Genomic DNA, 17,195 nt, shown 5'->3' with positions numbered 1-17,195 from the left:
AACCGCTCTTCGGCAGGGTGGTGTGACCGACGTCACGAACGGACGTGGCGCGGACGCCGGTGTGGGCTCCGCCCGGCCGCCCCGGCAGCATGGACCTCGGCCACGACCCCCGAGACGCCATCCCCCCGAGCACCGAGGAGCGCCCCGCCGGTGAGCGACGTCTGGCTGGACATCGTCATGGTCGTCGTCTTCGTGCTGGTCGGCGGCGTCTTCGCCGGAGCGGAGATCGCGCTGGTCTCGCTGCGGGAGGCGCAGGTCCGGGCGCTGTCGGAGCGCGGCCGCCGCGGCCGGGCGCTGGGCCGCCTGCTCGGCGACCCCAACCGCTTCCTCGCCGCCGTCCAGGTGGGCGTGACCCTCGCCGGCTTCCTGTCGGCCGCGTTCGGTGCCAGCACGCTGGCCGAGCCGCTGAGCGACTGGCTGGTGCGGCGGGGTGTGGGGGAGGGCGTGGCCGACCCGCTGGCGCTCGTCCTGGTCACGATCGCGATCAGCTACGTGTCGCTGGTGGTGGGGGAGCTGACGCCCAAGCGGCTGGCCCTGCAGCGCGCCGAGGGCTTCTCGCTGCTCGTGGCCCGCCCGCTCGACGCGATCGCCGCGCTGTCCCGGCCGGTGATCTGGCTGCTGTCGGCGTCGACCAACGTCCTGGTCCGGCTCCTCGGCGGCGATCCCCGGGCCAGCGGCGAGGCGATCAGCCAGGAGGAGCTGCGCGACCTCGTCGCCGCGCACGAGTCGCTGAGCAGCGACGAGCGCCGGCTCATCGACGAGGTCTTCCGGGCCGGCGACCGCGAGGTGCGCGAGGTCATGACGCCGCGCACCGAGGTGGAGTTCCTCGACGCCTCGACGACGGTCAGCCGCGCGGCGCGGCAGGTCGCGGAGTCGGGCCGGTCGCGCTACCCGGTCACCGGCCGCGACCAGGACGACGTCGTCGGCTTCGTGCACGTGCGCGACCTGCTGCTGCCCGGCCACCCGGCCGGCCGCGCGGCGACGGTCGGCGACCTGGCCCGCGAGGTCAAGCGGCTGCCCGGCACCGCCGGCGTGCTCACCGCGCTGTCGGAGATGCGCCGCGAGAACCAGCACCTCGCGGTCGTCGTCGACGAGTACGGCGGCACCGACGGCATCGTCACCCTCGAGGACCTCATCGAGGAGGTCATCGGGGAGATCTACGACGAGTACGACGCCGAGGTCGTCCCCGAGGGCGCGGAGGAGCCCGGCGGGCCGCAGGAGGTCGACGGGCTGCTCAACCTCGACGACTTCGCCGAGGTCACCGGCCTGCGGCTGCCCGAGGGGCCCTACGAGACCGTCGCCGGGTACGTGCTCGCCGAGCTCGGCCGGCTGCCCGACGTCGGCGACGCGGTGCAGGCCGAGGGGCGCACGCTCACCGTGCTCGAGCTCGACGGACGGCGGATCGCCCGCCTCTCGGTCACCCGCGCCCCCGACCCCGCGCCGGCCAGCGAGACCACCGAGGCCTAGCGGAAGGGCCTCCCTGCCCCCCGCCACTCGCACGCTCGCGGCGGGACCCTGCAGGGAGGCCGGTCACACGCGCTGCTGGGCGACGTCCCAGGCGTCGCGGACGATCCCGGCGAGGTCGGTGTGCCGCGGCGTCCAGCCCAGGTCGGCCCGGATCCGGTCGCTGGCGGCCACCAGCTGCGCCGGGTCGCCGGCCCGCCGGGCGCCGACCTCCACCGGCACCGGGTGCCCGGTCACCTCGCGGACGGCGTCGACGACCTCCTGCACCGAGAAGCCGGTGCCGTTGCCCAGGTTGTAGATGCGGTGCTCGCCGGGCTCCGGGGCGGTCAGCGCCAGCAGGTGCGCGTCGGCGAGATCGGAGACGTGGATGTAGTCGCGGATGCAGGTGCCGTCGGGGGTCGGGTAGTCCTCGCCGTAGACGGTCATCGCCTCGCGCGTGCCGGCGGCGACCTGCAGCGCGATCGGGATGAGGTGGGTCTCGGTGGTGTGCCGCTCGCCCAGGCCGTGCGCGGCGCCCGCGACGTTGAAGTACCGCAGGCTGACGGCGGCGAAGTCGTAGGCGGTGGCGTAGGAGGTCAGCATCGCGTCGACGGCGAGCTTGGTGGCGCCGTAGGTGTTGGTCGGCCGCGTCGGCGCGTCCTCGCGGATCGGCACCTGCTCCGGCTCGCCGTAGGTGGCCGCGGTGGAGGAGAAGACGATCCGCCGGCAGTCGACCGCCCGCATCGCCTCGAGCAGCGCCAGCGACCCGCCGACGTTGTGCTCCCAGTAGATCTCCGGCTTCACCTGCGACTCGCCGACCAGGCTCTTGGCCGCGAAGTGCAGCACCGCCTCGGGCCGGACGTCGGCCAGCACCGGCGCCGACTCCTGCAGCGCGGCCTGCACGAACCGGGCTCCCTCCGGCACCGCGTCGGCGTGCCCGGTCGACAGGTCGTCGAGCACGGTGACCTCGTGGCCGCCCTCGAGGAGGGCGGCGGTGACTACGCTGCCGATGTAGCCGGCCCCACCGGCGACGAGAACTCGCATGGGGGCCACCCTAGGAGCCGTCGTCCGGGAGGACCTGTCCGTGGTGAGCGCACGTCCGGCCGTGCAGGCGCTGCCGGCCTACAAACCGGGGCGCAACCCCGCCGACCTGGCGCGCGAGCTCGGCGTCGAGCGCGCGGTCAAGCTCGCCAGCAACGAGGTGGCCTTCCCGCCGCTGCCGGCGGTCGTGCAGGCGCTGTCGGCCACGGCGGGGGAGACCCACCGCTACCCCGACAACGGCGCGGCCGTGCTGACCGCCGCGCTGGCCGCCCACTACGGCGTGGCGCCGGAACAGGTGGTGCCCGGCTGCGGCGCGGTGATGCTGTGCCAGCAGCTCGCCCAGGCGTTCAACGACCCGGGGACGACGATCGCCTTCGCCTGGCGCTCCTTCGAGATGTACCCCCTGCTGGCCCAGGTCGCCGGGGCCCGCAGCACCCAGGTCCCGCTGGTGCCCGGCACCCCCGGCGGCTCGCCCGACACGCACGACCTCGATGCGCTGGCCGACGCGGTCGACGAGAGCACGCGGCTGGTCTTCGTCTGCAACCCCAACAACCCCACCGGGACGGCGGTGCGCCGGGCCGCGCTCGAGCGCTTCCTCGACCGGGTGCCCGAGACCGCGCTGGTCGTCCTCGACGAGGCCTACCGCGAGTTCGTCGCCGACCCCGACGTCCCCGACGGGCTCGAGCTCGTGCGGGGGCGGTCCAACGTCGCGGTGCTGCGCACGTTCTCCAAGGCGTGGGGGCTGGCCGGGCTGCGGGTCGGCTACCTGGTCGCGGAGGACCCCGCGATCGCCGACGCCGTCCGCCGCACGCACGTGCCGTTCAGCGTCTCGAGCCTCGCCCAGGCCGCCGCGGTCGCCGCGCTCGGCAGCGCCGACGAGGTCGCCCGCCGGGTGGCCGCCGTCGTCGCCGAGCGCGACCGGCTGACCGCCGCCCTGCGCGAGCGCGGCCTGGAGGTCCCCGACAGCCAGGCGAACTTCGTGTGGCTGCCGCTGGGGGAGCCGACCGCCGGGGTGGCCGCGGCGCTGGAGTCGCGCGGCGTCATCACCCGGCCCTTCGCCGGTGACGGGATCCGGGTGACGGTCGGGACCCCCGAGGAGGACGACCTGTTCCTGGCCGCGCTGGACGCCGTCCTCGACACCGTCGGCACCGGTGCGCCGGTCGCCTGAGCCGCGGCTGGTTTGATGGCCGTCGTGGCTCCTCCCCGTGTCCTCTCCGGCATCCAGCCGACGGCGGGTTCCTTCCACCTCGGCAACTACCTCGGTGCGCTGCGGCAGTGGGTCGCGCTGCAGGAGACGGCCGAGGCGTTCTACTGCGTCGTCGACCTGCACGCGATCACGATGGACTGGGAGCCCGAGGAGCTGCGGCGCAACACCCTCACCGCCGCCGCCCAGCTGCTCGCCCTCGGCGTCGACCCCGGGCGCAGCACGCTGTTCGTGCAGAGCCACGTCCCCGAGCACGTCCAGCTGTCCTGGGTGCTGGAGTGCCTGGCCCGCTTCGGCGAGGCCAGCCGGATGACGCAGTTCAAGGACAAGAGCCAGCGCGAGGGCACCGCCGGCTCCTCGGTCGGGCTGTTCACCTACCCGGTGCTGATGGCCGCCGACATCCTCGTCTACCGGGCCACCCAGGTGCCGGTCGGTGACGACCAGCGCCAGCACCTGGAGCTCACCCGCGACCTGGCGATCCGCTTCAACGGCCGCTTCGGCGACACCTTCCCGGTCCCCGAGGGTCTCATCCCGCAGGGCGGGTCGCGGGTCATGGACCTGCAGTCGCCCGAGAAGAAGATGAGCAAGAGCCTGCCGCCGGCCGGGTGCGTGTTCCTGCTCGACGACCCGAAGGTCACGGCGAAGAAGATCCGCTCGGCGGTCACCGACACCGGCCGGGAGGTCGTCGCCGACCCGGAGGGCAAGCCGGGGGTCACCAACCTGCTGGCCATCCACAGCGCGCTGTCGGGACGGTCGGTGCCGGAGCTCGAGGAGCACTTCGCCGGGCGCGGCTACGGCGACCTGAAGAAGGAGCTCGCCGAGGTCGTGACCGACTTCGTGACGCCGGTGCGCGCCCGCACGCAGGAGCTGCTCGACGACCGCGCCGAGCTCGAGCGGCTGCTGGCCGCCGGCGCGGCCCGCGCCCGCGAGGTCGCCGCCCCGACCGTCCGCGCGGCCTACGAGCGGGCCGGGTTCCTGCCCCCGGCGGGAGCGGGCGCGTGAACGACGACACCTTCGTCGGGCGCAGCCGCACGGCGCTGCCGGAGACCTGCGTCGTCGGTGTGCTGGTGCCGGTCCCGGAGCCGTGGGCGCAGCTGCTGGTCGACTGGCGGGTCAAGGTCGGCGACGCCCAGGCGACGCTCGTCCCCCCGCACGTCACCCTGCTGCCGCCCACCGAGGTGCCCCGCAGCGAGCGCGCGGCCATCAGCGAGCACCTCGCGAGCGTCGCCGACGGGCACCCGCCCTTCGAGATGCACCTGTCGGGCACCGGCACGTTCGCCCCGGTCTCCGACGTCGTCTTCGTCGCCGTCGCCAAGGGCATCGGCAACTGCGAGCTGCTGGCCTCCGACGTCCGGTCCGGACCGCTGGCCCGCACCCTGTCCTTCCCCTACCACCCGCACGTGACCGTCGCCCACGACGTCCCGCGCGACATGCTCGAGCTGGCCTACACCGGCCTGGGCGACCTCGCCGCCGAGTTCCGCGTCTCGTCCTTCACCGAGTACGAGCAGACGCCGGCCGGCGTCTGGACCGTCGCGCGCGAGTACCCGCTCACCGGCCCCCCGCACCGCTGAGGGACCCCCGGGCGGACGCCTCGCGGGCTCCCGGCGGCGCCCGGGACGGAGCCGCGGAGCGGCCGGGTGGCCCAGGGCCCAGACTGGCCGGGATGGGTGCACCTCGGGACGGCGGGCCGCGGACGGACGGCACCCCCCGCGGGGGCAGCGTGCGCACCGCGGCGGTCCGCACCGCGACCGTGGGCGGCGCCGCCGTCCGCACCGCCGCCGTCCGCACCGCCGCCCGTGGCAGCACCGCCCTGCGCCGGCCGTGGGAACGGGTCGCCGTGGTCGGCGGCCGGATCACGGCCGTCGTCGAGTCGCAGCGCCGGCGTCGCCGGTGGTTCGACCACCTGGCCCGCGCCGGCGGCCGCTACACCCGGACGCAGGGCGACCTCCTGGCCGCCGGCGTCACCTACTTCGTCTTCCTGGGCCTGTTCCCCGTCCTGCTGCTGGTCGCCTCGGTCCTGGCGCTGGTGCTGTCGAGCGACGCGCTGCTGCAGCAGGAGCTGTTCTCCGCCGTCCGGGAGGCGTTCCCCGGCTCCACCGGCCGCACCATCGTCGGGGAGCTGCGCTCGGCGGTGGGCGCGGCCGGGATCACCACCCTGCTCGGCGCGGCGGGGTTCCTCTACGCCGGGCTGCGGGCCATGGACAAGCTGCGCATCGGCATGGAGCAGACCTGGAAGGGGCAGGTCGACGAGCCGGAGTTCTGGCGGGACAACCTGGCCGACCTCGTCGCGCTGGTGGCCTTCGGTGCGGTGGGCCTGGCGAGCATCGGACTGACCGGCTTCGCGACCCGGGCCACGTCGTGGGTGCTCTCGCTGCTCGGCATCCAGGACGCCCCCGGCCTCGCGCTGCTGACCGGCGCGCTGGGCCTCGGGCTGGCCTTCGCCGGCGACGTCGTGGTCTTCCTGTGGCTGCTGCGCGTGGTGCCCTCGACGTCGCACCCGCTGCGGCTGCTGCTCCCCGGAGCGCTGCTCGGGGCCGCCGGGTTCGAGGTCATGAAGCTGCTGGGCAGCCTCTACCTGTCGCTGATCTCGGGCAACGTCACCTCCTCCGCGTTCGGCGGGGCGGTCGGCACGCTGGTGTGGATCAACCTGGTGGTCCGCTTCGCCTTCTTCACGGCCGCGTGGACGGCGACCCTCCCGTCCCTGGCGCCGGCGGTCCCCGCCGTCGAGCTGGAGGAGGACGAGGAGGAGCCGGTGCCGTCCGGCGCACCGCCCGCCGGCGGCCGATGAGCGTCGCGACGACGACCGCGACGGCGGCCGCCCCGAGCCCGACCGCCGGGAGCCGGTGGGGGCGGTCGTCGGCGGCCGGGGAGGGCGCGCCGGCGGCCACCGGCGCGGGGCCGGCGGGCGCCGGCGTCGCGGAGACGGCCGGCTCCGGCGCGGGGACGTCGGACGCCGAGTGCACCAGCGTGCCCACCCCACCCAGCCCGGCGGGGACGGCGAAGCCCCAGTCGAGCAGCCGCGCGGCCTGGTCCGCAGCGCGCAGCGGGCGCTTCTCGGTGCCCATGACGCTGACCACCAGCCGCCGCCCGCCGCGCTCGGCGGCGGTGACGTAGGTGTGCCGCGCGGCGTCGGTGAAACCGGTCTTGCCGCCGAGCCCGCCGGGGTAACCGGCCAGCGGGTTCTCGTTCTGGATCTCGAAGCCGGCCGAGCGCCCCTCGACGGCGGGCATCCGCGCGGTGGGCGTGGTGAGGACGGCGGCCGTGACGGGGTCGGCGACCAGCTCGCGGAACACCAGGGCCAGGTCGTAGGGCGAGGAGGACTGCCCGGCGACGTCGAGCCCCGACGGCGTCCCCGCCACCGTGTCGAAGGCGCCGAGCTCCAGCGCCGTCGCGTTCATCGCCTGGACCGTCGCCGCCGCCCCGCCCGCCGCCCGGGCCAGCGCGTTGGCCGCGTCGTTGCCCGACTGGAGCACCAGCGCCTCGAACAGCAGCGCCACGGGGTAGCGGCCGCCGGCGACGATGCCGACCCGGGTGCCCTCCAGCGCCTCGTCCTCGACGGTGCCCTCCACGACCAGCGCGGGGTCGAGCCGGTGCACCAGCGTGAGCAGCGTCAGCGTCTTGAGCGTGCTGGCCGGGTGGTAGCGGCCGTGCGGGTCGCGGGCGGCGAGGACCTCCCCGCTGGTGACGTCGGCGACCAGCCAGCCGGGGGCGACGACGCCGTCGGGCAGCGGCGGTGCGCCGTCGACGACGACCGTGCCGCGGGTGTCGAGCCCCTCCCCGCCGACGGTGACCCCGCCCGGGCCGTGGCCCTGCGGCGGTCCGCCCGGCAGGGGCGCGGTGGGCGTCGGCGCGGCGGGGTCGACGGTGGGGCGGGCGTCCGGCAGCGACGGGGCCACCGCCGGCCGGGGCGCGGCCGACGGGGCCACCGCCGGCCGGGGTGCGGCCGTCGGCGGGGGTGCGAACGCAGACCGGGGCGTGGCCGCGGCGGGCCAGGGCGCCAGGGTGAGCAGGACGGCCAGGAGGACCGCGGGCAGCAGCGACCACCGCGTCCCCGGTCCCCACCGCGCGGGCCGGACGCCGGCCGGGCAGGGCACCGGCCCGGCCGCCCGGAGGCGTCGACGGTGGCCCGGGGCTCGGCGGGCAGCCACTTCGCAACGATCCCATCTCGGTCCACCGCACGGGTGGCGGCGCGGCTGCCGTCCGCGGATAGCGTGCCCGAGTCGGCGTGTCCGGCGCCCCCGGCCGCGTCCGGGTGCAGCCCAGACGCGACGGACCAGGACCCCACGGGAGGCACCCCCACCGTTGGCGCGGGTGGCTCCCCCCAGAGAGGAGAGCGTCTTGCGCCGAGCGCGGAAGAGAAAGGTCGCGGCGCTGCTGCTGGCCGGCAGCATGGCCCTGGCCGCCTGTGCCAGCGACGAGTCCGGCAGCGGCAGCGGGAGCGGCGGCAGCGGGGACGAGAGCGGCGGGCCGCGCATCGGCCTGGCCTTCGACACCGGCGGCCGCGGTGACCGCTCCTTCAACGACGCCGCGATCGTCGGCCTCGAGGCCGCCGTCGACGAGCACGGCGGCGAGTACCAGGACCTCACCCCGAACGCCGACGCCTCCAACCGCGCCGACCTGCTGACCCAGCTGGCCGACGACGGCTACGACCCGATCATCGCGGTCGGCTTCGCCTACGGCGAGGTCATCGGCGACGTCGTCGAGCAGTACCCCGACACCACCTTCGCGATCATCGACTCCTCCGCGGAGGACGTCGGCGCCGACAACCTGACCGGCCTGGTCTTCGCCGAGGAGCAGGGGTCCTTCCTCGCCGGCGTCGCGGCGGCACTGAAGTCCGAGACCGGCCACATCGGCTTCGTCGGCGGCGTGGAGAGCCCGCTGATCCAGAAGTTCGAGGCCGGCTACGTGGCCGGTGCTCAGGCGGTAAACCCGCAGATCGTCATCGACCGGCAGTACATCTCGCCGGCCGGGGACTTCTCCGGCTTCAGCGACCCGGCCCGCGGCAAGCTGGTCGCCCAGGGCATGTACGAGGCCGGCGCCGACATCGTCTACCACGCGGCGGGCGGCTCGGGTCAGGGCGTGTTCGAGGCGGCCGCCGACGCCGGCGGGCGCGCCATCGGCGTCGACTCCGACCAGTACCAGACCGTCGACGACCCGCGGCTGCAGGCCGTGATCATGACCTCGATGCTCAAGCGGGTCGACACCGCCGTGTCCTCGTTCATCGACTCCTACGTCGACGGCAGCGTCGAGGGCGGCACCGACATCCGCTACGACCTGGCGGCCGACGGCGTCGGCCTGGCCACCTCCGGCGGGCAGATCGACGACATCCAGGACCAGCTCGACGACTACCGCCAGCAGATCATCGACGGCGAGATCGAGGTCCCGACCACCCCGTGACACCCGCCGGCCACCCGGCTGGCCGATCGGGCACCACCGCGGGCCCGGGGGAGCAGCAGCACCCCCGGGCCCGCTGCCGTCACCGGGCGGGTCCGCGCGCGTCCTCGCTGTCGGGGAGGATGCCGACGCGCCGTCCGGCACCGGCGCACGGCACCGGGTGCGGTCGATCCCGCGACCCCGGTGCACCACAGTGGACGCGAGCCCGCGCACCCGCGGGACGCGAGGACAGGGAAGGGCCCACCATGGCCACACCAGGGACGCCCACGGCGGGGACGCCCGCACCCGGCAGCCCGGCCGGCGGTGCGCCGCCCGGCCCGGCCGAGGACGGCGGCGCGGACGGTGCCGGGGGCAGGACCGCGCCCCTGGCCGTCGAGCTGCGCGGCATCACCAAGCGCTTCCCCGGCGTCGTCGCCAACCGCGACATCGAGCTGCGCGTCCGCCGCGGCGAGGTGCACGCCATCGTGGGCGAGAACGGCGCCGGCAAGTCGACGCTGATGAAGACCCTCTACGGCGAGCACCGCCCCGACGAGGGCCAGATCCTGCTCGACGGCCGCGAGGTGTCCTTCCGCAGCCCGGCCGACGCGATCGCCGCCGGCATCGGCATGGTGCATCAGCACTTCATGCTGGCCGACAACTTCACCGTCCTGGAGAACGTCGTCCTGGGCAGCGAGCCGACCCGGGGCGGCCGGCTCGACCGCGCGACCGCCCGCCGCCGGATCACCGAGATCTCCGAGCGCTACGGCCTGGGCCTGCGCCCCGACGACCTGGTGGAGGACCTCGGCGTCGGCGACCGGCAGCGGGTCGAGATCGCCAAGGTGCTCTACCGCGACGCCCGCATCCTCATCCTCGACGAGCCGACCGCCGTCCTCGTCCCGCAGGAGGTCGACGAGCTGTTCGGCAACCTCGCCGAGCTCAAGCGCGAGGGCCTGACGGTCGTGTTCATCTCCCACAAGCTCGACGAGGTGCGGAAGGTCGCCGACGCGATCACCGTCATCCGCCGCGGCACCACCGTCGGCACCGCCGACCCGAGGACGACGACGGCCCGCCAGCTCGCCGAGATGATGGTCGGCAGCGCGCTGCCCTCGCCGGAGATCCGCACCTCGACGGTCCGCGAGACGCCGGTGCTGCAGCTGCGCGAGGTCACCGTGGCCGCACCCACCGGCCGCCCGCCGGTCGACGACGTCAGCCTCACCGTCCGCGAGGGCGAGGTCGTCGGCATCGCCGGCGTCGAGGGCAACGGCCAGGCCGAGCTCGTCGACGCCGTCATGGGGCTGCGCCCGCTGGCCGCCGGCACCGTGCTGCTCGGCGACGACGACATCACCGCGTGGAGCACCCGGGCCCGCCGCGAGGCCGGCCTGGGCTTCATCCCCGAGGACCGGCACCGCCAGGGCATGCTGCTCGACGCGCCGCTGTGGGAGAACCGCATCCTCGGCCACCAGACCCGCCCCCCGGCGGTCAAGGGGCCCTTCATCGACCGCCGCGGCGCCCGCGCCGACACCGAGCGGATCATGCGCGAGTACGACGTCCGCGCCCCCGGGCCGGACACGCTCGCCGTCGCGCTGTCCGGCGGCAACCAGCAGAAGCTGATCGTCGGCCGGGAGATGAGCGCGCGGCCGCGGCTGCTGCTGGCCGCGCACCCCACCCGCGGCGTCGACGTCGGCGCGCAGGGAGCCATCTGGCGGCTGCTCGAGGACGCCCGCGCGGAGGGGATGGGCATCCTGCTGGTCTCGGCCGACCTCGACGAGCTCATCGGCCTGTCGGACACCCTGCACGTCATGCTGCGCGGCCGGCTGGTGGCCACCCTCGACCCGTCGGCGGTGACCCCCGAGGAGCTCGGCGGCCACATGACCGGCGCCCGGACGACGGCGGGTGCGCAGTGACCGAGCTCGCGAGGGCACCGATGGGCGGGGCACCGATGGTCAGGGCCCCGATGGTCGGGGCCGCGACGAGCGCCAGCGAGGAGCAGCCGTGACCGTCCTCCGCCGGATCGGCCTCGCGCTGTTCGCGCCGGTCCTCGCCGTCGTCGTCGCGGTCGTCCTCTCCTCGGCGGTCATGGCCGCGCTGCAGGTCGACCCGGTCCGGGTGTTCGCGGTGATGGTCGACTTCGGCGACACCCCGAGCCAGCAGATGACCGCGGTGGTCGTCGTCCTCAACCGGGCGGTGCCGCTGTTCCTCGCCGGCCTGGCCGTGGCCATCGCGTTCCGCATGGGCCTGTTCAACATCGGCGTCGAGGGCCAGTACCGGCTGGCCACCGTCCTCGCCGCCGGCGTCGGTGCCGCCGTCGCGCTGCCCGGGCCGCTGCACGTGCTGCTGATCGTCGTCGTGGCGATGGCCGTGGCCGCGATCTGGGCGGCCGTCGTCGCCGTCCTCAAGGTGACCCGCGGGGTCAGCGAGGTGATCAGCTCGATCATGCTCAACGTCATCGCGCTGGGCATCGCGTCGTTCCTGCTCACCGGCCCGCTGCGGGGCAGTGCCGAGGGCGCCTCGATCATCAGCACCGCCGAGATCCCCGAGTCGGGGTGGATGCCCAGCCTCAACGGCGTCTTCGGCGCCCTGGGCCTGGCCAACCCGCCGCGGCAGCTCTACGGCTTCCTGCTGGTGGCCGTCGTCGTCGGCGTCGCCGTCGCCGTGCTGCTCAACCGGACGCGCTTCGGCTTCGACCTGCGGGCGGCGGGCCTGTCGCCGTCGGCGGCCAGCGCCAGCGGCGTCGACTCCCGCGGCATGGTGGTCAAGACGATGCTGCTGTCGGGCGCGGTCGCCGGGCTGATCGGCATGCCCGACCTGCTCGGCTCGACGCACGCCTACACCACCGACTTCACCGCCGGGCTGGGCTTCCTCGGCATCGCCGTCGCCCTGCTCGGCCGCAACAAGCCGATCGGCATCGCGTTCGGCGCGCTGCTGTTCGCCTTCCTCGACCGGGCGCTGGTCCCGCTGCAGATCCAGGACTTCCCGGCCTCGGTCGTGACGATCATCCAGGGCACGATCGTGCTCGCCGTCGTCGTCGCCAACGAGGTCGCCCGCCGGGTGGCCCGCCGCTCGGCCGAGCGCGGCTCGGCCCCGGCCGCCGCGGTCGCCGGCGACGGCAGCACCGGGCCGGGGCAGAGCACCGGCGGCGTCGGGGCGGCGACCGGCGAGGGCACCGGCGCGGGCGTCAGCACGTCCACCGGTGCCGGACAGCGCACCGACGAGCGGCAGGAGACCGGAGCATGAGCGCCGTCGCGGCCCCTCCCGGCAGCGGGACCCGCCCCGGCCGCGGCCCGCTGACCGACCTGCTCACCGGCGGCGGCCGGGCCCGGCGGCTGACCTGGCTGCTGCTCGGCATCCTGCTGCTGGTCTCGGTGGTGCGCGTGGTCAGCGGCCAGGACGCGCTGACCAGCTCCTCGACCATCGCCGCGGCGCTGCTGCTCGCGGTGCCCATCGGGCTGGCCGCGCTCGGCGGGCTGTTCGCCGAGCGCGCGGGCGTGGTCAACATCGGCCTCGACGGGATGATGGTGCTGGGCACCTGGGGGGCCGGGTTCGCCGGCTACCAGTGGGGCTGGGGCGCCGCCGTCCTCGGCGGGCTGGCGTTCGGCGCGGTCGGCGGGCTGCTGCACGCGGTGGCCACGGTGACCTTCGGCGTCGACCACGTCGTCTCCGGTGTGGCGATCAACATCCTCGCCGGCGGCATCGTGCGGTTCCTCTCCGAGCTGCTCTACACCGACAACGCGGCCGGTGGCGGCGTCACCCAGTCCCCGCCGGTGAAGGGCGATCCGCCCACGTTCTCCGTCCCGGTGCTCTCGTCCGGGCCGGACCTGCTCGGGTCGCTGGAGAGCCGGCACTGGTTCCTGGTCAGCGACCTCGCCGGCATCCTGCGCGGACTGACCAGCGGCGTCGGCCTGCTCACCCTCGTCGCCGTGCTGCTGGTGCCGGCGTCCTACCTGCTGCTGTGGCGGACGGCGTTCGGCCTGCGGCTGCGCTCGTGCGGCGAGAACCCGGCCGCCGCCGACTCGCTGGGTGTGCCGGTCTACCGGCTGAAGTACGTCGCGGTCCTCGTCTCCGGCGCGCTGGCCGGCCTCGGCGGCGTGTTCCTGGTGTTCATCGCCGGCATCTACCGCGAGGGGCAGGTCAACGGGCGCGGGTTCATCGGCCTCGCCGCGCTGATCTTCGGCAACTGGCGGCCCGGCGGCCTGGCCGCCGGTGCCGCCCTGTTCGGGTTCACCGACGCCCTGCAGCTGCGCAGCCGCTCCGCCGTCGTCGCGCTGTTCCTGCTGGTGGCGATCCTGCTCGCGGTCATCGCGGTGGTCCAGGCGCTGCGCGGCCGGCTGCTGCCCGCGGGCATCGCCGCGGTCGTCGCGGCGGCGTCCCTGGTCGGCTTCCTCACCGTCGACGAGCTGCCGCCGGGCCTGGTGTCGTTCACCCCGCACCTGACCACGCTGCTGGTGCTGTCGCTGGCCTCCCAGCGGCTGCGGATGCCCAAGGCCGACGGGCTGGTCTACCGACGAGGGGAGCACTAGTGCAGGACGTGGACTGGGCGGCGCTGCGCGGCGCCGCCCGGGAGGCCATGACGCACGCCTACGCGCCGTACTCGCACTTCCCCGTGGGCGTGGCCGGGCTGGTCGACGACGGCCGGGTGGTCACCGGCTGCAACGTCGAGAACGCCAGCTACGGGCTGGGCCTGTGCGCCGAGTGCGGGATGGTCAGCGACCTGGCCCGCACCGGCGGCGGCCGGCTGGTGGCCGTGGCCTGCGTCGGCGGGGACGGGCAGCCGCTCATGCCCTGCGGGCGCTGCCGGCAGCTGCTGTGGGAGCACGGCGGCGCCGACATGCTCCTCGAGACCGTGTCGCTGGGCATCGTGCCGATGCGCGAGGTGCTGCCCGACGCGTTCGGCCCCGACGACCTGGTGCGGGCCGCCCGGTGACCCCTGACGCCATCGACGTCATCCGCGCCAAGCGCGACGGCGGGACGCTCACCGAGGAGCAGATCCGCTGGGTGGTCGACGCCTACACCCGGGGCGCGGTGGCCGACGAGCAGGTCAGCGCGCTGCTCATGGCGGTGTTCTTCCGCGGCATGTCCCCGGGCGAGCTCGCCGCCTGGACCCAGGCGATGATCGACTCCGGCGAGCGCAAGGACCTCTCCGTGCTGGGCCGGCCGACCGCCGACAAGCACTCCACCGGTGGCGTCGGCGACAAGACCACGCTGCCGCTGGCACCGCTGGTCGCCGCGTGCGGGGTGGCGGTGCCGCAGCTGTCCGGCCGCGGCCTCGGGCACACCGGCGGCACGCTGGACAAGCTCGAGTCGATCCCCGGCTGGCGCGCGGACGTGCACGAGGAGGCCTACCTGGCGCAGCTGCGCGACGTGGGCGCGGTCATCTGCGCGGCCGGTGCGGACCTGGCGCCGGCGGACAAGAAGCTCTACGCGCTGCGCGACGTCACCGGCACCGTGGAGTCGATCCCGCTGATCGCCAGCTCGATCATGAGCAAGAAGATCGCCGAGGGCGCCGACGCGCTGGTGCTCGACGTCAAGACCGGGTCGGGCGCGTTCATGAAGGACCCCGAGGCCTCCCGCGAGCTGGCCCGCACGATGGTCGGCCTGGGCGAGGCGGCCGGCGTCCACACGGTGGCGCTGGTGACGGCGATGGACCGGCCGCTGGGCCGCGCCGCGGGCAACGCCGTCGAGGTCGCCGAGTCGGTGGAGGTGCTCGCCGGGGGCGGCCCGGACGACGTCGTCGAGCTGACGCTGGCGCTGGCGCGGGAGATGCTCGCCGGTGTCGGGCGCTCCGACGTCGACCCCGCCGAGGCGCTGCGCGACGGGCGGGCCATGGACGTGTGGCGGCGGATGATCGCCGCGCAGGGCGGCGACCCGGCCGCCGCGCTCCCGCAGCCGGCCGAGCGGCAGGTGGTGACCGCCCCGGCCACCGGCACGCTCACCCGGCTCGACGCCTACGCCCTCGGGGTCGCCGCCTGGCGGCTGGGCGCCGGCCGCGCCCGCAAGGAGGACCCGGTCTCGGCCGCGGCCGGGGTGACCTGGACGGCGACCGTGGGTGAGCGGGTGATCGCGGGCCGGCCGCTGCTGGAGCTGCACACCGACGACGCCGCCCGGATCCCGCGGGCGCTGGAGGCGCTGGAGGGCGCGATCGGCGTCGACACCGGCGACGAGCCGCTGCCCCTGGTCCTGGACCGCATCACCGCCTGAACCCGGACCCGTCCCGCGAGATCTGCACAGTGGTGGGCTCCCGGGTCCTGATGGCCGCCACTGTGCAGATCTCGCCGCGACGGGGGGGCGCCGGGGGTGCGGACCCCTCCCGGCGCGCGCAGGGGGACACTGTGTCCCCGTGAGCAGCGCGCCCGTGCCCGTGGTGGCCGACGGCCGGCCGCGACCGGGCGACCCGCTGGACCCCGACGCCGCCGTCTCCGTGCGCGGGCTGGTCAAGCGCTACGGCGACCGCGCCGCCGTCGACGGGCTGGACCTCGACATCCGCCGCGGGGAGATCTTCGCGCTGCTCGGCCCCAACGGCGCCGGCAAGACGACGACGGTCGAGGTGCTCGAGGGGTACCGCCGGCGCGACGGCGGCGCGGTGCGGGTGCTCGGCGTCGACCCGGCCCGGGGCGGGCGCCGGTGGAAGGCCGAGCTGGGCATCGTGCTGCAGAACGGCGCGGGGGACAGCCAGCTGTCGGTGCGCGAGCTGCTGCAGGCGCGGGCGTCGTACTACGCCGACCCGCGCGACCCGGCCGAGGTGCTCGAGCTGGTCGGCCTGACGGACAAGGCCGGTGCGCGCGGGCGGACCCTGTCCGGCGGCCAGCGGCGGCGGCTCGACGTGGCGCTGGGCATCGTCGGCCGGCCGCGGCTGCTGTTCCTCGACGAGCCCACCACCGGCTTCGACCCCGAGGCCCGCCGGCAGTTCTGGGCGCTGATCCGCTCGCTGCGCGACCTGGGCACGACGATGCTGCTCACCACCCACTACCTCGACGAGGCCGAGACGCTGGCCGACCGGGTGGGCGTCCTCGCGCACGGCCGGCTGGCGGAGGTCGCCGTCCCGACGGCGCTCGGCGGGCGCGGCTCCGCGCCGGCCGTCGTCAGCTGGACCGAGGACGGCGTCCGGCGCACCGCCGAGACGGCGACGCCGACGGCGTTCGTCCGCGACCTCGCCGCCCGCTTCCCCGGCGAGGTGCCCGACCTGGCCGTCGCCCGGCCCACCCTCGAGGACGTGTACCTGAAGATGATCGGCGACCACTCGTGAGCGCCCCGCCGCTGCCGTCGCTGCCGCGGGTCTACGGCACCCGGGCGCGGGTGGAGCTCAAGGAGTTCTTCCGCCAGCGCGAGTCGGTGGTGTTCACCCTCGCCTTCCCGGTGATCCTGCTGCTGGCGCTGGGCGCGGCGCTCGACTACGACCTCGGCTCGGGCGTCGACTTCCCGCAGTACTTCATGGCCGGCGTGATCACCGCGGGGATCGTGGGCGCGAGCCTGCAGAACATGGCGATCCACATCGCCGGCGAGCGCTCCGACGGGACGCTGAAGAGCCTGCGCGGCACGCCCCTGCCGGCCAGCGCGTACTTCGCCGGCAAGGTCGTGCAGGTGCTCGCCGTGGCGGTGGCGACGATCGCGCTGCTGCTGCTGGTCGGCGTGCTCGTGTACCGGGTCGACCTGCCCTCCGGGGCGGACTGGCTGACCTTCGCCTGGGTGTCGGTGCTCGGCGCCGCGGCGTGCACGCTGCTCGGCATCGCCGTCTCGACGCTGGCCCGCAACGGCCGGTCGGCGTCGGCGACGGTCACCCCGATCGCACTGGTGCTGGAGTTCGTCTCCGGCGTCTTCGTGCCCTTCGACCAGGTGCCCGGCTGGCTGCGCGACGTCGCCTCGGTCTTCCCGGTCAAGTGGCTGGCCCAGGGCCTGCGGTCGGTGTTCCTCCCCGACGCGCTGGCCGCGCAGGAGGCGGCCGGCTCGTGGGAGCTCGGGCGGGTGGCGCTGGTGCTCGGCGCCTGGTGCGTCGCCGGCCTGGTGCTGTGCGTCCTGACCTTCCGCTGGCAGGACCGCGAGGGGTGAGGTCGCGCCGCGGCCGCCCGCGGAGGAGCCCGACCCGGGCGGACACGCCGTGACGGTCGGCCACGACCGACCACTCGGCGTGGCTGCCGGCGCC

Annotated in this window: 15 protein-coding genes; 13 read left to right on the top strand and 2 right to left on the bottom strand. The window is 75.4% G+C overall.

Going from position 1 to position 17,195, the window contains the following annotated elements; all coding sequences use genetic code 11:
* Positions 1-150 precede the first annotated feature (150 nt).
* Entirely contained in the window at positions 151-1,467 is a 1,317-nt protein-coding gene (locus tag ACU616_RS04530) for a hemolysin family protein (protein WP_446757302.1), read from the top strand.
* A 63-nt stretch (positions 1,468-1,530) separates the two neighbouring features.
* Here the strand turns inward: ACU616_RS04530 and galE are convergent, their stop codons facing one another.
* Positions 1,531-2,487, bottom strand: a complete 957-nt coding sequence (galE, locus tag ACU616_RS04525) for a UDP-glucose 4-epimerase GalE (protein ID WP_446757301.1) — start codon at positions 2,485-2,487, stop codon at positions 1,531-1,533.
* A 43-nt stretch (positions 2,488-2,530) separates the two neighbouring features.
* Here galE and hisC point away from each other — a divergent pair, with 43 nt between their 5' ends.
* The 4 genes from hisC (at position 2,531) to ACU616_RS04505 (ending at position 6,476) form a co-directional block, all read left to right on the top strand.
* Positions 2,531-3,652 carry a histidinol-phosphate transaminase gene (gene hisC, locus ACU616_RS04520; RefSeq protein ID WP_446757300.1) on the top strand — a complete coding sequence of 374 codons (1,122 nt, stop codon included), beginning with the start codon at positions 2,531-2,533 and terminating at the stop codon, positions 3,650-3,652.
* A 15-nt stretch (positions 3,653-3,667) separates the two neighbouring features.
* On the top strand, positions 3,668-4,690 hold the full coding sequence (gene trpS / locus ACU616_RS04515) for a tryptophan--tRNA ligase (protein WP_446757299.1): 1,023 nt from the start codon (positions 3,668-3,670) through the stop codon (positions 4,688-4,690).
* Positions 4,687-5,259, top strand: coding sequence for a 2'-5' RNA ligase family protein (locus ACU616_RS04510; RefSeq protein WP_446757298.1), 573 nt, complete (start codon positions 4,687-4,689; stop codon positions 5,257-5,259). Before trpS ends, ACU616_RS04510 begins: the two co-directional genes overlap by 4 nt.
* 92 nt (positions 5,260-5,351) lie before the next feature.
* On the top strand, positions 5,352-6,476 hold the full coding sequence (locus tag ACU616_RS04505; RefSeq protein ID WP_446757297.1) for a YihY/virulence factor BrkB family protein: 1,125 nt from the start codon (positions 5,352-5,354) through the stop codon (positions 6,474-6,476).
* Here ACU616_RS04505 and ACU616_RS04500 read toward each other — a convergent pair.
* Entirely contained in the window at positions 6,358-7,836 is a 1,479-nt protein-coding gene (locus ACU616_RS04500) for a D-alanyl-D-alanine carboxypeptidase family protein (RefSeq protein WP_446757296.1), read from the bottom strand. The genes ACU616_RS04505 and ACU616_RS04500 overlap by 119 nt on opposite strands.
* A 190-nt stretch (positions 7,837-8,026) precedes the next feature.
* Here ACU616_RS04500 and ACU616_RS04495 point away from each other — a divergent pair, with 190 nt between their 5' ends.
* The 8 genes from ACU616_RS04495 (at position 8,027) to ACU616_RS04460 (ending at position 17,101) form a co-directional block, all read left to right on the top strand.
* The gene (locus ACU616_RS04495) at positions 8,027-9,085 is read left to right on the top strand and encodes a BMP family lipoprotein (RefSeq protein ID WP_446757295.1); all 1,059 of its coding nucleotides are present in this window, start codon (positions 8,027-8,029) and stop codon (positions 9,083-9,085) included.
* A gap of 242 nt (positions 9,086-9,327) precedes the next feature.
* On the top strand, positions 9,328-10,965 hold the full coding sequence (locus ACU616_RS04490) for an ABC transporter ATP-binding protein (protein ID WP_446757294.1): 1,638 nt from the start codon (positions 9,328-9,330) through the stop codon (positions 10,963-10,965).
* A gap of 88 nt (positions 10,966-11,053) precedes the next feature.
* On the top strand, positions 11,054-12,295 hold the full coding sequence (locus ACU616_RS04485) for an ABC transporter permease (RefSeq protein ID WP_446757293.1): 1,242 nt from the start codon (positions 11,054-11,056) through the stop codon (positions 12,293-12,295).
* Positions 12,292-13,578, top strand: coding sequence for an ABC transporter permease (locus ACU616_RS04480; RefSeq protein WP_446757292.1), 1,287 nt, complete (start codon positions 12,292-12,294; stop codon positions 13,576-13,578). The genes ACU616_RS04485 and ACU616_RS04480 overlap by 4 nt, the downstream gene beginning before the upstream one ends.
* Positions 13,578-13,982, top strand: coding sequence for a cytidine deaminase (locus ACU616_RS04475; protein ID WP_446757291.1), 405 nt, complete (start codon positions 13,578-13,580; stop codon positions 13,980-13,982). Before ACU616_RS04480 ends, ACU616_RS04475 begins: the two co-directional genes overlap by 1 nt.
* On the top strand, positions 13,979-15,256 hold the full coding sequence (locus ACU616_RS04470; protein WP_446757290.1) for a thymidine phosphorylase: 1,278 nt from the start codon (positions 13,979-13,981) through the stop codon (positions 15,254-15,256). The genes ACU616_RS04475 and ACU616_RS04470 overlap by 4 nt, the downstream gene beginning before the upstream one ends.
* Positions 15,257-15,395: 139 nt before the next feature.
* Positions 15,396-16,301, top strand: a complete 906-nt coding sequence (locus tag ACU616_RS04465; RefSeq protein ID WP_446757289.1) for an ABC transporter ATP-binding protein — start codon at positions 15,396-15,398, stop codon at positions 16,299-16,301.
* Positions 16,298-17,101 carry an ABC transporter permease gene (locus ACU616_RS04460; protein WP_446757288.1) on the top strand — a complete coding sequence of 268 codons (804 nt, stop codon included), beginning with the start codon at positions 16,298-16,300 and terminating at the stop codon, positions 17,099-17,101. Before ACU616_RS04465 ends, ACU616_RS04460 begins: the two co-directional genes overlap by 4 nt.
* Positions 17,102-17,195: the final 94 nt, after the last annotated feature.

It is taken from the genome of Geodermatophilus sp. URMC 62 (genome assembly GCF_052931475.1).
Note: the sequence above shows the minus strand (reverse complement) of the source record. Positions and strands in the feature narration are given on the sequence as shown.